11 protein-coding genes and 1 pseudogene are annotated in these 14,335 nt (G+C 58.9%); 3 read left to right on the forward strand and 9 right to left on the reverse strand.

Features of this window, described 5'->3' with window-relative positions:
* Positions 1-31: 31 nt before the first annotated feature.
* The 7 genes from guaB to AKU94_RS16100 form a co-directional block, all read right to left on the reverse strand.
* Positions 32-1,480, reverse strand: coding sequence for an IMP dehydrogenase (guaB, locus tag AKU94_RS16070; protein ID WP_050528274.1), 1,449 nt, complete (start codon positions 1,478-1,480; stop codon positions 32-34).
* A 111-nt stretch (positions 1,481-1,591) separates the two neighbouring features.
* Entirely contained in the window at positions 1,592-2,584 is a 993-nt protein-coding gene (locus AKU94_RS16075) for a TDT family transporter (RefSeq protein ID WP_050528275.1), read from the reverse strand.
* Between the two features lie 66 nt (positions 2,585-2,650).
* On the reverse strand, positions 2,651-3,571 hold the full coding sequence (locus tag AKU94_RS16080) for a hypothetical protein (protein ID WP_050528276.1): 921 nt from the start codon (positions 3,569-3,571) through the stop codon (positions 2,651-2,653).
* Positions 3,572-3,730: 159 nt separating this feature from the next.
* The gene (locus tag AKU94_RS16085) at positions 3,731-4,816 is read right to left on the reverse strand and encodes an ABC transporter ATP-binding protein (RefSeq protein WP_050528277.1); all 1,086 of its coding nucleotides are present in this window, start codon (positions 4,814-4,816) and stop codon (positions 3,731-3,733) included.
* 24 nt (positions 4,817-4,840) lie between these two features.
* Positions 4,841-5,962 carry a carbohydrate ABC transporter permease gene (locus tag AKU94_RS16090; RefSeq protein WP_050528278.1) on the reverse strand — a complete coding sequence of 374 codons (1,122 nt, stop codon included), beginning with the start codon at positions 5,960-5,962 and terminating at the stop codon, positions 4,841-4,843.
* The gene (locus AKU94_RS16095; protein ID WP_050528279.1) at positions 5,962-6,933 is read right to left on the reverse strand and encodes a carbohydrate ABC transporter permease; all 972 of its coding nucleotides are present in this window, start codon (positions 6,931-6,933) and stop codon (positions 5,962-5,964) included. The genes AKU94_RS16090 and AKU94_RS16095 overlap by 1 nt, the downstream gene beginning before the upstream one ends.
* A 43-nt stretch (positions 6,934-6,976) precedes the next feature.
* On the reverse strand, positions 6,977-8,329 hold the full coding sequence (locus tag AKU94_RS16100) for an ABC transporter substrate-binding protein (protein ID WP_050528280.1): 1,353 nt from the start codon (positions 8,327-8,329) through the stop codon (positions 6,977-6,979).
* A gap of 293 nt (positions 8,330-8,622) precedes the next feature.
* Here AKU94_RS16100 and AKU94_RS16105 point away from each other — a divergent pair, with 293 nt between their 5' ends.
* Complete coding sequence (locus tag AKU94_RS16105; RefSeq protein ID WP_408633707.1) at positions 8,623-9,561, forward strand: glucokinase; 939 nt, start codon at positions 8,623-8,625, stop codon at positions 9,559-9,561.
* A 1-nt stretch (position 9,562) separates the two neighbouring features.
* Here the strand turns inward: AKU94_RS16105 and AKU94_RS16110 are convergent, their stop codons facing one another.
* On the reverse strand, positions 9,563-11,191 hold the full coding sequence (locus AKU94_RS16110) for an alpha-D-glucose phosphate-specific phosphoglucomutase (protein ID WP_050528282.1): 1,629 nt from the start codon (positions 11,189-11,191) through the stop codon (positions 9,563-9,565).
* Between the two features lie 184 nt (positions 11,192-11,375).
* Between AKU94_RS16110 and AKU94_RS16115 the strand changes: the two genes are divergently transcribed.
* Together AKU94_RS16115 and AKU94_RS16120 are read left to right on the forward strand one after the other, a co-directional pair.
* On the forward strand, positions 11,376-11,819 hold the full coding sequence (locus AKU94_RS16115; protein WP_050528283.1) for an RrF2 family transcriptional regulator: 444 nt from the start codon (positions 11,376-11,378) through the stop codon (positions 11,817-11,819).
* 435 nt (positions 11,820-12,254) lie between these two features.
* Positions 12,255-13,426: pseudogene (locus tag AKU94_RS16120) on the forward strand (IS5 family transposase).
* 151 nt (positions 13,427-13,577) lie between these two features.
* Here the strand turns inward: AKU94_RS16120 and AKU94_RS16125 are convergent.
* Positions 13,578-14,324 (reverse strand): GNAT family N-acetyltransferase, encoded by a 747-nt coding sequence (locus tag AKU94_RS16125; protein WP_050528284.1) that lies wholly within the window; start codon positions 14,322-14,324, stop codon positions 13,578-13,580.
* Positions 14,325-14,335: the final 11 nt, after the last annotated feature.

Raw genomic sequence — 14,335 nt, forward strand, 5'->3', positions numbered from 1 at the left:
GCAAAAGCTGGGAGCGCCTTGGTTTTACGGATTAGCCGATACGGTAGTTCGGGCTTTCGCGCGTAATTTGTACGTCATGCACATGGCTTTCCTTCAACCCTGCGCCGGTGATCCTAACGAAAGTGCAGTTCTTGCGCATCTCTGCCACAGTACCGTTTCCGGTATAGCCCATAGCAGCCCGCAAACCGCCAACCAGCTGATGCACCACCGCCCCGGCAGATCCTTTATAGGGCACCTGCCCCTCGATCCCTTCGGGTACCAGCTTGTCACTGGCTGCATCCTTCTGGAAATACCGATCGGCCGAGCCGCGCGCCATCGCGCCCAAAGACCCCATTCCGCGATAGGATTTGAACGAGCGCCCCTGATAGAGGATCATCTCACCCGGCGATTCATCCGTGCCCGCAATGGCAGAGCCGACCATGGCACATGAGGCGCCCGCCGCAATCGCCTTGGCAAAATCGCCCGAGAATTTGATACCACCATCCGCGATAACCGGAATATCGTCGGCCGCTGCGGATGCATCCATGATCGCTGTCATCTGTGGCACACCGACGCCCGCCACAATCCGCGTTGTGCAAATCGATCCCGGCCCGATACCGACCTTTACCGCATCGGCCCCTGCCCCGATCAGGGCGCGCGTGGCCTCAGCGGTGGCCACATTGCCCGCAACCACTTGCACGCCGCCTGATTGCGCCTTGATCCGCTCAACCGCGCGCAACACCCCGTCGGAATGGCCATGCGCGGTATCGATCACCACCATATCGACACCCGCCTCGATCAGCGCCATCGACCGTTCAAACCCTGCATCGCCAATGGTAGAGGCCGCCGCAACCCGCAAACGCCCCAGATCATCCTTGCAGGCATTGGGGTTGAGCACTGATTTCTCGGTGTCCTTGAGGGTCAGCAAGCCCGTCAACTTGCCTTTGCCATCCGTCACCAACAGTTTTTCGATCCGCCGTGATTTCATCAGGGATATTGCCGCCTGCCGGTCTGCGGGTTCCACCAAAACAGCCAGATTATCCGAGGACATCATCGCCTTGACCGGCGTCCTGTCATCCGAGGCAAAGCGCATATCGCGGTTGGTCACAATGCCGACCACCCGCCCCGACCCGTCCACCACAGGAAAGCCGGTCACATGGTAGCGCTCTTGCAGCGCCTTGGCATCGGCCAGTGTTTGCTCGGGCGTCAGGGTGATCGGGCTATAGACGATGCCCGACTCAAACCGCTTTACGCGGCTTACCTCTTGCGCCTGCTGCTCGACGCTCAGATTGCGGTGCACCACGCCGATGCCGCCGCTCTGGGCCATCGCGATTGCCATGCGCGCCTCGGTAACCGTATCCATCGCCGAGGAGAGCAACGGGATGTTCATCCGGATGGATTTTGTAACATATGTTGACGTGTCGGCATCGGACGGCAGAACCGAACTGGCAGCCGGGACAAGCAGAACATCGTCAAATGTAAGGGCCTCGCGAATCTCCATGAGATACCTCCGTGGGAGCGGTCGTTTGGCGGTTTGCTGTTTCACGCATGGGCCGTAATGGCAACCCCCCTCACCCGGATTTGCCAAAGGAAATCGGGCATGGGGGCCACCCTAGGCTGTGGCCGCATTGGTTTTTTGCGCAAGCATACCCTTGCTCCAGGCCTGAAAAACTTTCACCGCAATCAACGGGACAATCCCAATGGCCGCAATCAAAACTGCCAGACCAGGCCAGACCCAAATGTCATCCCGTGCCGCAAGGATCAGTAAAAGCCCGGCATAAGAGGCCAGCGGAAAGGTAAAAGCGGCCCAAAGCGCCGAGAAACCCGAGGCCGTGATCCAGCGCGCAGATCCCACCAGCACCAGCAAAATCACCCCGCCCAACAGGGCAAACCCGGTCGCAAGCGTGTTCATTCCCGACAGATGCGCAACCGTACCCAACAGCGCCGCGGGGGCCAGATGGATCGCAAGCAGCGGGCGCAAGGGCGCAGGCGGCACCCGTTTGATCAATTGTACAAGGCTGACCGCCCAAACAATGGCAGCCCCCCCCCCGGTCCCGATCAACACCGCCTCGCCAAGCCCGACATACCCCAAGGGCCCGGCCACAAGCCCCGCAATGATGAACCCTACGAAATTCAAATGCCAGACCGGCGTAACATGTCGCCCCTCTGCCGGCCCCCTGACAAGCGCCAGCGCAATCAGCACCGCCAGCACCGCGTGAACGGCCAAGCCTGCAAACAGCAAAACCTCTGCCGCGGCTGCCGAATAGGGCAGCATGGTCGCCGCAAGTAAAAACACACCCAAAGACATCGCAGCCAGCCCCGCACGCCCCGGCAAAATCGCCAGATCCTCCATAATCACAGCGGGCCTTTGACGCAGTTTCAGCAAATATCCAAACGTGGTGAAAACCCACAGCAAGCTGACAGCACCCAGCACCATCTCAGCCAAGGCGGGCGGATAGCCGATAACTGCTGCCCCGCGCCTGAGCGCAAGCCCAAGACCAAACAACCCCATAACAGCGGGAAAAACAGCCGGCGGCATACGCTGAAAAGCGCGCAGCTTTACGGGGGGGAATTGCGGGGGCGGGAAAATCGGCGCGCGTTTCATCTGCTATCCTCAAAAGCTTACAACAATTCTACCCTATACCAGATCCACGGGCATCGCGACCTGTTGTCACCCTGTCCATGGCAATGGCGGTTTGCGGGGTTCGATGCCCCGCAAACCGCCCGCCCCGCGCGGCAACACCAGACTTGTCGCCCCTGCGCGTTGCACCACAGCGCCGGTGCCCAATTTGAACCGCGCAAGGGACGCGCCACCCTCGGTATCGATCGCCCCAAGGTTCACACTTATAACCCCGCGAGCGCGCAGCATCTGCCCCGCACGCCACAGCATTGGCCCATGGGCAAAGGCATTGCGTCCCGCCGCACCGTTCCAGCCCAGAAAATAGCTCGCAACCTGCCCATGGACCAAAAACACCATCCCCGCCTGAAGCGCCCCACCGGAGTGCCACCCCAAAACCAGCTTCTCCCCCGGCCAATGCACTGCCAGTTCCCCAGGCAGATTGCGATAGCCGCGCGACTGCCTCTGGCGCGCCTCTTCAAACACCAGCTTGTGCAAGGTCTTGTCATTACCAAGAATACGCGGCTGCACCATGGCCTCGGCCTTCACCAGACGGTTGCGCCATTTACCCTGTAACTGCGCCCGCAACTCGGCATCTGTTTTGCCAATCTCCCAGATCGCATGGCTTTGTGGCGTGACCAGCGGGATCATCCCCGGCCCCGCTATCGCCTCATCCGGTGTCACAACCGTCAGCCCCGGATGGAGCGCAAGCCGCCCCAGGACCCTACGCTTTTGCGCAAGGGGCAAATCCCCAAGCCAGATCGGCCCCTGTCCGATGACGCGCAATCCCCGACGCTGCAGGACCTGCACCATCGCAAGCTCAACGCCGTTCTCGACGATCAGCGCGCGGCCAACCCTGCCGCCCAGTGTCGCCATCGCCTGCCCATAACCCCAAGACTGGCGCAACCCATAGGCCTTATCGGCCACACGAGCCTGCCAGCCAAGCTCATCAACGCTATCCCATAAGATTTTCATAGATCCGTTAAGACATGGGAAACCTAAACATCCTATTAAAACCTGACCCTGTGAGAGAGAGAAAATGCCCCCCATCCCCGCGCCACATTTTACATTCTGGGTGCCCGCCCTTGCCGCCGTTTTGATCAGTACGATCTTTCTCGCCCTGCTCTGGATATTCTAGCGATACAGCAATGAGACCCCATCTTGAAACAGATGTACCTTGTCCGGCTCTGCCGTCAGATGCACGGTCGTATGACGCAGGCCCGGATGAATCCCGGGCAGCTTGCACAAAAGCGGCGCGGTCCCTCCCTGCTGTTTGAAATAGAGCATCGTCACCTCGCCCAAGGCCTCGGTAATCTCCACCTCGCCCGTGTAGAGCGGCGGGCCGTCGGTGGGGGTCAGGTCTTCGGGTCGCACGCCGATATTGACCCTTGCGCCCAAATCCTCGGCCAAGCTCGGCACAGCCGAGCGCGCCCTACCGCCGCCATCCAGGCGGACAACGGTTTGCGCCCCCGTCTGAACCACCTCCCCGGCCAAAAGATTCATCGCGGGTGAGCCGATAAACCGCGCGACAAATTCGTTCTTCGGCCGCAAATAAAGCTCTAGCGGAGGGCCAACCTGCGCAATCCCACCCTCGGCCAGCACAACGATGCGCGTGGCGAGGGTCATCGCCTCGACCTGATCATGGGTGACATAGATCATCGTCGTATCAGGCAACTGCTCTTTGATCCGGGCGATCTCTATCCGGGTCGCCACGCGCAGCCCCGCATCCAGATTGGACAGCGGCTCATCAAACAGAAAAACCTTGGGGTCACGTACAATCGCCCGCCCGATTGCGACCCGCTGCCGCTGCCCGCCCGAAAGCGCGCTTGGCAATCGGTCGAGATAGGGCGCAAGCTGCAAGATCTGCGTCGCCTTACTCACGGCTGCGGCAACCTCGGCCTTTGGTTTTTTGGCAATCTTGAGCGCGAATTCCATATTCTCGCGCACGGTCATATGCGGGTAAAGCGCATAGGATTGAAACACCATCGCCACCCCACGCTGCGCGGGCGGCAGATCGTTCATCAACCGCCCCCCAATCGACAATTGGCCACTGTCGATCCGTTCCAGTCCCGCGATCATCCGCAGCAGGGTCGATTTGCCACAACCCGACGGGCCGACAATCACCACCAACTCCCCGCGCGCGATATCGAGGTTGAGATCCGACAAAACCTGCACATCGCCATAAGATTTCGAGATATTCACCAACTTTAGATCGGCCATAATTCTTTCCTTTTCACCGCCGACCTATTTCACCGATCCGGCCAAAAGACCCCGGACCAGATATTTCTGCATGGTAAAGAACACCAGCAATGGCACCGCCATAGTGACAAAGGCCGACGCTGCCAGAATCTCCCACTCGCCACCATGCGCGCCCATCATGCCGCGCAGTTTTCCTGTCAAAACCAGCTGATCCGCAGAGCTGCCCAAAAAGACCAAAGCCACCAATAGGTCATTCCAGGTCCATAGGAACTGGAAAATCGCAAAACCGGCAAGGGCCGGCAAGGTCAGCGGCAAAACGATCCGCAGGAAAATCTGAAACTCGGGGATGCCGTCGATACGCGCACTCTCGATGATCTCTCTGGGCAGGGTGATCATGTAATTGCGCAGCAGATATATCGCCAGCGGCAGGCCAAAACCCGTATGCGCCAGCCACACCCCGAGATAGCCTTTGCCGATGCCGATCTTGTTGTGAAACGTCAAAAGCGGGATGAACGCCATCTGCAAAGGCACCACCATAAGCCCGACCACAACAGCCATAACCAGCGCGCGGACCGGAAACCTCATCCACGCCAAGGCATAGGCCGCAAAACCCGCAATCAGCGTGGGGATCACCGTTGCCGGAATAGAGACCGTCAGCGTATTCAAAAACGCCTGTCCCATGCCTTCGGCCCCGATAACGCGGTCGAAATTGCCAAGGGTGAACTTTGCCGGGCTGACGGTGGTTGCAAATATCCGCATGCCTCGGGGGCCGGTCATCGGGGTTGTGGATGTGATGCTATAATCCCCGTTTCGGGTCAGTGTCACCGCCTCACCCCCCTGCGCAACTACCCGACGGCCAACGGCATATTCCGCTGGCGAACGGATGGATGTCCCAAAGGCAATCACCTCTCCCCCTGCTCCGTTAAATATATTCCCTTCAATGGTATATAATCCGTTCTTCACAATTGCCGTAGACGGGGGGGCCGCGCGGTATTGACTGGAAACCTCGGCCGGGAACATGGCCCGCCACCAGCCCGAAGCGCTGATCTGATCGCGATCACGAAAGCTGGACACCAAAAGACCAAAGGTCGGGATGCTCCATAACAACACCAAGACAGCGGCGCAAAGATGGGTTGCGACGACCAGCCGCGATCGCGCCCCCGGCATCAGCGGACCTCCCGCAGGGTGTTGCGAATATTCCAGATCATAACCGGCGTCACCATCAGCATGATGACAATCGCCACCGTAGAGGCTCGCCCCGTATCATTGCCGCGAAACATCCAGTCAAACATCAGATTGGCCAGTACCTGCGTGCCCCATTGGCCATTGGTCATGGTCAGGACAATATCAAAGACTTTCAGCACGGTGACGGTGATTACCGTCCAAACCACCAAGATCGTCCCCCCGATTTGTGGGATCTTGATCCTGAGGAACACCTGCACAGGAGAGGCACCGTCCAGCACGGCCGCCTCGACAATATCTTTTGAAATCCCGCGCAAGGCCGCAGTCAGGATCACCATCGCAAAGCCGGTCTGGATCCAGATCAGCACCACCATAAGCAAGACCGAGTTGAGGATCGGTGAGTCCAGCCAAACCTGCGCCTGCCCGCCCATCGCCGTCCAAACGGCATTGAGAAGGCCTATTTGTTCCTCTCCGTCGGGGCGATAGTCATAAACCAGCTTCCAGATCACAGCCGCCCCAATGAAGGAAATCGCCATGGGCATGAAAATCATCGCCTTGGCAAAATTTCCCCAACGGATACGGTCCGTCACACCCGCCGCTATCAGGCCCAAAACGGTAGAGGCCGCAGGCACAACCACAAGCCACATCAGGTTGTTGAGCATGCTTTCACGGAATTTCGCATCCTGCATCAACCAGAGATAATTCGCCGCTCCGACGAAATGATCGCCCTCGGCATCCATAAAGGACAAACAGAGGGTCACGAAAACCGGATAGAGCAGATAGAGCCCCATCAGCACCAAGGCCGGCAGCATGAAAAGCCATGGCCGGATGTGATTGCACCGCAGCACATCAGCGCGACAGATCCGATCAAGCATCCGATTGGACAAGAAGTAATACCCCGTACAGCCAAAGACGCCGATCAATACCGTTACGGCCGTGGCCCCGACCTGTTCCATGGCACCCCCTCTTCAGCCCTACGTTGGCAGACTGAAAGCCATCCTACTTGATGCTGTCCCATGTGCGTTGAATATCGGCCGCCACCGCAGCCGCCTCCTTGCCGGCGGCGTAATCCACCATCCCCGTCCAGAATGCACCAGCACCGATTGCCCCCGGCATAAGGTCCGAGCCGTCAAAACGGAATGTATCCGCCCCCAACAGGACATCCCCCATCTTGCGTGCTGTCATATCGCTATAGGTTTCCGGGTTAACCCCCTTGTGTGGTGTCAAAAAACCGGATTGTGCCATCCATATTTCATGTGCGATCGGGCTTTGCAGAAACCGCATGAAGGCCTTTGCGGCAGGGCTATCCTCGGTGATCACGAACAGGGTGCCGGAACCAAGCACCGGATTGCCTAGCGCCTTGCCTTCATAGGCAGGGAAGTAAAAGAAATCCGCATCTTGTCCCACCACGGTGCCTTCAGAGAAAAAAGAGGGGATGAAGCTGGCCTGATGGTGCAGATAGCAAGCCGGAGGAGAGGTGAACAAACCCTTGACGCTATCGCGGAAATCCGTGGCGCCAACGGCCTCCACCCCCCCCGCCACATAGGCATCATTGCGCGCGAAGCTTCCGAAATCCTCAATCGCGGCAATCACTTTGGGGTCGTCAAACGGCATCTCATTGGCAACCCATGCGTCATAATCTTGCGGCGGGTTGTTACGCAGCATCAAATCCTCAACCCAGTCGGTCGCAGGCCACCCCGTCGCCTCGCCAGAGCCGAGCCCGATACACCATGGCGTTCCCCCATCTGCGATGATCTGATCACTCAGCGCCTTCAACCCTTCCATTGAATCGGGTACAGAATATCCGGCATCTTCAAGGTTTTCAGGGACATACCAGACGAGGGATTTGACCTCGACCTTATAAAAGAACCCATAAAGCGCGGGCGTGCCATCCGGCCCCTCAAATGTCGCCAGATCGACCCAGGATTGCCCTGCGGCATAGTTTTCGCGCAGCCAATCCGCAGTCGTTGGCGGCAAAGGCGTCAGCTTGCCCCGCTTGGCCAGATCTGCCGCCAGCCCCGGCTGCGGGATAATCGCGATGCCCGGCGGAGAGCCTGCCTCGACATCAATCAGCACGCGCTGCTCCAGCCCGTCGCCACCGTAATATTCGACCTCGGCACCCGTCGCCGCCTCAAAATAGGCGATCACACTTTCGAACAGCGCCTTGTCCACGCCCGCCCATGTGCCGTCGATTGTCAGCCGTTGACCCTGCAGATCGGTCGCTTTCAAGGCCTCATAACTGTCCCAATGAAAGCGCGCATCAACACCCGGCGCGAATTTCAGCTCCTCTGCCTGTGCAGCGCCTGCCAAAAGCGAAATCACAACTGCCCGCATAAGAAAGCTCGGTTTCATCACTGCCCTTCCGGAAATTGCGCATAAGCGTCACAAAAATAACCCATGATTGCCACAGTCGGTGATTACCCTGTTTGTGTCAATCTCGGGTTGTATCGGAGCATCCTATAAATCAGCCATTTTCTTCTTATAAACGGACTATTTAGCGTTAGAACTTGAACAGTGTAAACATCCGGTTCAACCTATAAGAGCACAAAGCCCGGCACATACTTTAGTTGAAATCATCGCAGCACACCTCCAAGGCCCACCCCCAGCAGTTTGAAACGTTCCCGCCGTATCAAATCCAAGGATCTATCATGCCCTTTCCCCTTTCCCTTGTTGCCGATATCGGCGGGACCAGCACATCTGTCGCGCTTGCAAAGGGGCCAGAGCTTTTGTCCGACACCATCCGCCATTTTCAAAACGCCGATTTTGCGGGGGTGGAGGCGCTCTTGCAAAGCTACCTGTCGGGTGCGGGGGATTTGGACGGGGCTTGCGTGGCTGTGGCGGGGCCGGTCAGGGGGGGGGTGGCAAATTTGACCGCTCTGGACTGGACCATAGATGAGGCGATGCTGAAAAATGTGACCGGGGCGACAACGGTTGCGATTCTGAACGACCTTCAGGCACAGGGCCACGCCTTGGGACATATCGCGCCGGAAAAACTGCTGGCGGTGATCCCTGGACCCCTGCGTCCCGAAGAGGGAAGCCTGGTGGTCGGGGTTGGCTGCGGGTTCAATGCCGTGCCGGTATATGAAACATCCGCAGGCCGAATCATCCCCCCTTCGGAATGTGGCCATGCCCGCCTGCCGCTAAAGCTGACCGAAGATATAGAACTGGCGCAATATCTTCAGGAAACGGTCGGCTATGTGGCGGTTGAAGAGGTCTTGTCCCGTCGCGGCCTGGAACGGCTGGGTGCATTTGTATCTAATCGGCCATCCACCCCCAGGCTGGTCACGGCCGTGCCAATCCCGAAAAACGGCACCGAGAAGGCAGCGCAGCTTTTTGTCCGGCTGCTGGGGGCATATGTCGGTGATCTGGCGCTGACATATTCGCCCTTTGGCGGTATTTATCTTTGTGGCAAGCTGGCGCGGGAATTCGGCCCGCTTCTGGAAGGAAAAGGGTTTGAATCCGCCTTTGTGGACAAGGGTCCCTTTAGCTTGGACATGCGTAGGTTCGCCGTAAGGGCGATCATGGATAGCGATGCCATTTTAACGGGTTGCGCCGTTTACTTAAACGAAAACCTTCATACTTAAGTCAGGTGAGGACATCCGGGCTGTCGCGACCGGTATGACGGGCAATTTCTGCCAACTCCTGCGCGGCTTTGATCATCGGGGCCAATGCGACCTGAGGGTCAAGCTGCAAATCCCCCGTGCCGGGCGTGTACCGCTCCAGATAGACACGCAAGGTCGCCCCTTCGGTTCCCGTACCAGACAAGCGGTAGACAATGCGGCTCCCATCCTCAAACAATATGCGGATGCCTTGATGCTTGCTGACCGATCCATCCACCGGATCGCTATAGGCAAAATCATCCGCCGCCCGGATGGTCATGCCCTGAACCTCTTGCCCCGACAGATCCGAAAGACGCGCACGCAGGGCGACGATCATGGCATCAGCCTTGGCCACCTCAATCGCCTCAAAGTCATGGCGGCTGTAATAGTTGCGACCAAAGCGTGCCCAATGATCGGCCAAAATCCCGGCCACCGATTGCCCGCGCACGGCCAGAATATTCAGCCAGAGCAGAACCGCCCAAAGCCCGTCCTTTTCACGCACATGATCGGACCCTGTGCCAAAGCTTTCCTCACCACAAAGCGTCACACGCCCCGCATCAAGCAGATTGCCAAAGAACTTCCAGCCCGTCGGCGTCTCAAAACACGGCAACCCCATGGCCTCGGCTACACGATCAGCGGCCCCCGAGGTCGGCATGGACCGCGCGATGCCTGCGATGCCACGGGCATATCCGGGGGCCAGATGCGCATTGGCGGCCAGCACCGCAAGGCTGTCAGAGGGCGAGACATAGACCCCGCGCCCAAGCACCATATTGCGGTCGCCATCCCCATCAGAGGCGGCCCCGAAATCAGGACCGTCCTCGCCCATCATTTCGGCCATCAGCTCATGCGCCCAGGTCGGGTTCGGGTCGGGGTGCATCCCGCCAAAATCGGGCAAGGGGGTGGCATGGGTCACGGTGCCTTTAGCAGCCCCCAGCCGGTTTTCCAACAGTTCCACCGCATAGGGGCCGGTGATCGCGCACATCGCGTCAAACCGCATGGTGAACCCTGCCGCAAAACGGGCGCGGATCGCGGGGAAATCAAACAAACTCTCCATCAGGTCAGCATAATCGGCAACAGGATCGACGATATCGACCTGCATATCCCCAAAGGAGGTTTTACCGATACGATCCAGATCCAGATCGGGGGCCTCAAACAGGGTGTATTCGGCGATGCTGCAGGTGGCGGCATACATCGCCTCGGTCACGGATTCAGGTGCCGGGCCGCCGTTGGGCATATTGAACTTGATGCCGAAGTCCGCGTCCTCGCCGCCCGGATTATGGCTGGCCGAAAGGATGATGCCGCCGTCAGTTTTATTCAGCCGAATCAAATGGCTTGCCGCAGGCGTGGACAAAAGCCCGCCTTGCCCCACGATCGCCCGCACGGCCCCTTGCCCCGCCGCCATCGCCAGAATGATCTGAACCGCGCGGTCATTATAAAACCGCCCATCGCCGCCAATCACAAGCGTCTTACCCGCAACCCCGCCGACCGATTCGAAAATCGCCTGAACAAAACACTCCAGATAATGCGGCTGCATGAAAACGCGGGTTTTCTTGCGCAGGCCGGAGGTGCCGGGCTTCTGACCCTCAAAAGGGGTGACGGGGATCGTGCGGATCATCGGCGGCTCCTGTCCGTGAATTATGTGATAGGACGGTTGGCCCCTGTTTTACGCGCATATTATCTGGCCCTGCAAGCCTGCCCGGGACAGTTCACGCTATGGCTGTAAATTCGATCTGATCTAGATCATTGTCACGGCTTTATTGCCTGCCTAACCTCAAAAAAATTAGTGAGGGGCGGAGCGCATGAGACTGACAGTACGAACCAATCTTGCCATGCGAACGTTGATGCATTGTGCGGTGAATGAAGGGCAGGTCGTACGCAAGCAAGAGGTCGCAAAAAGCTGTGACGCCTCGGAAAACCATTTGGCACAGGTCATTCACAAACTGGCACAGGCAGGGTTTATTACTACCGTGCGTGGCCGGAGCGGCGGACTGAAGTTGAGCCGCCCACCGGCCTCAATCCGCGTGGGTGAGGTTGTGCGCTGTTTTGAGGCCTCGGTGCCCTTTACCCAATGCATGGAAACCGATCCCCTCGCGGCTGCCAACTGCCCTCTTGTGGATGCCTGCCGCTTGAAATTCGCCTTTGGCACAGCACTAGAGGCCTTTTACGCCTCGCTTGATCGCCTGACACTTGTGGATCTGATCAAGGACAACAGCGGGTTAAGACGTATGCTGACCGTTGCCTGATTGCGTATTGTTACAGTAACGTCACCGGGACCGGCTGATATCGGCCGGTTTCACTGCGCTTTCGGCGGAATTCGCCCACAGGCCCTGCGATCCCCTTGCTGCGTCGCCATTCCATCCCTAGATCGCCCGGATCCTGCCATATTGCCGCCCCATCAATGTAGCAATTTCAGGAAAACTTTAATGATCTGGTTGTCGCAAGGCAACCGTCACAGATGGAATGATCAATGTCGACCCCCTCGAACACGACCCTGTCAAACGGCACGCCCACCCTGCAAACGCCCGCCCCGCAAACGCCAGACAGCACAAAGCAGAATCTACCAAAACAGGCTATCTTTCGTGACTGGGCCTCTATCTAGCAGGCAGCTGAAGAAGTCAGCCCTCGACCCGGTGTTAGGAACATGATTCACTCTTTGCACGACAAGGGTGGAGGTGATGATGCGCGGGACGGACGAGACGAGCGGGTCGCTGTTCAGCTATGTCGATCTTGAAGAGCGCATCCCTGCGCGGCACCCGCTGCGCAAGATCCGGCGGGTGGTCAACGAGGCGCTGGCCAGTCTCGATGCCGAGTTCGAGGCGCTCTACACCGATTTTGGGCGCCCCTCGATCGCGCCGGAACGGTTGATCCGGGCGAGCCTGATCCAGATCCTGTTTTCGGTCCGCTCGGAGCGGCAGTTGATGGAACAGATGCAGTATACCTGATGTTCCGCTGGTTCGTGGGCCTCGGCATCGACGATCCCGTCTGGGTCCCGACGGTCTTCACCAAGAACCGCGACCGGCTGCTGAGCACCGAGATGTCGCGCAAGGTGATGACGGCGATCCTGGCGCATCGCGAAGTGGCGCCGCTGTTGTCGGACGAGCATTTCTCGGTCGATGGCACGCTGGTCAAAGCTTGGGCCTCGATGAAGAGTTTCCAGCCAAAACCGATGAGCACGCCGCCCGACGATGAAGGGCCAGGTGATCTGCCCGGACCCGACACCGCCTCTGACAATCAAGCCGAACAAACCCAATCCGAGACCATCCCGATGCCCCGCCCCGCTCGCCAGAACCGCAACCCCGAAGTCGATTTCCGGGGCGAGAGGCGTTCCAACGCTACCCATGCCTCGACGACCGACCCGGAGGCGCGCCTCTACAAGAAGTCTCCCGGCACCGGGGCGATGCTGTGCTTCATCGGGCATGCGCTGATGGAGAACCGTAATGGTCTGATCGTGCAGGGTGACCTGACCCAGGCGGACGGCCATGCCGAACGGCGCGCAGCATTGAACATGATCCACCGCCATTCCCCCGGGTCGACCCGACGTTTGACGCTCGGGGCCGACAAGGGGTTCGACGCGGCCGAGTTCGTCGCCGACCTGCGCCAGTCGTGTGTCACGCCCCACGTCGCGCAGAAGTCACGACATTCAGCGATCGACGGCCGCACCACCCGGCACGAGGGCTATGCCCTTTCGATCAAGCACCGCAAGCGGATCGAGGAGGCCTTCGGCTGGGCCAAGACTGTCGGCGGAATGGCCCAGACCGTCTATCGCGGCGTCGAACGGGTGCGATCCCGCTTCATCCTGACGATGGCCGCCAACAATCTGGCCCGACTTCCACGGCTGCTGGCGGCATAACATGACATACGGTATCAGGGCACGCATGCTTGCAACATGGAACGGCGCAACACGGAATGCCGACAGCCTCCGCAAGGGAAACCGTTCCGCCCCGCAGACTTCTTCAGCAGCCTGCTAAGGGATGAATTGGATTATCCCGCCTGAGGAACCGTTAAGGAACTTGCCCTTCAGTCCCGTCCTTGGTCCATGCGCGCAGCAAATTGGCGCGCACGGGCGGGATCGCCGCGATCTCTACTGCGGTAAACACATGCATCCGGTCCAGATCCCGATCAAAGACAGCATGATCGCTGACCCAGCCCCCCATCGCCAGATAGCTGCGCAATAAAGGCGGCATCGTTGCCCTGACTTGCAGGGCATTCTGCCCGCGCCCCTCCAGTCCCAAAGCGAAATCAAACACCTCGCCCGCTTTGACACCGGGCCGCCATTGGGGCGGCGCTTGATGTGTAGTGTTTAGATAGGCGAAAGCATCCAGATGCGGTTCTGCCACCGCCCCCGTAAAAGAGGTGCAGCCAAACAAGACCGCGATCCCTTCCGCATCAACCCGCGCCGTAAGCCACGCCCAGGCTACCCGCAATATATCCGGGTCATGGCGCATCGGGTGGATGCAAAAGCGGCCCAGTTCCAGCAAAGGCCCCTGATAAAGAGCGAGTCGTTTCAGGTCATAAAACTGCGCAGAATAGCTGTGCGATATATCGCTGGCTGCCATCGACAGCATCCGGAAACAACAAACCAGAGTGTCAGTGCCCGTATCCTCAACCAGAACATGGGTGCAGCGTTGGTCGAAATTGTCTTGATCCGAGGGCCGGAAACAGAGCGCGCGTAATGCAAGGACACGGTCCAGATCATCTGGCCCCGCCGCTTCGCGGACCAAATAGCGCCCCTTGCGCAGCTGCCCCACCGCATCTTCCT

The organism is Pseudorhodobacter aquimaris, assembly GCF_001202025.1.
Taxonomy (GTDB): domain Bacteria; phylum Pseudomonadota; class Alphaproteobacteria; order Rhodobacterales; family Rhodobacteraceae; genus Pseudorhodobacter; species Pseudorhodobacter aquimaris.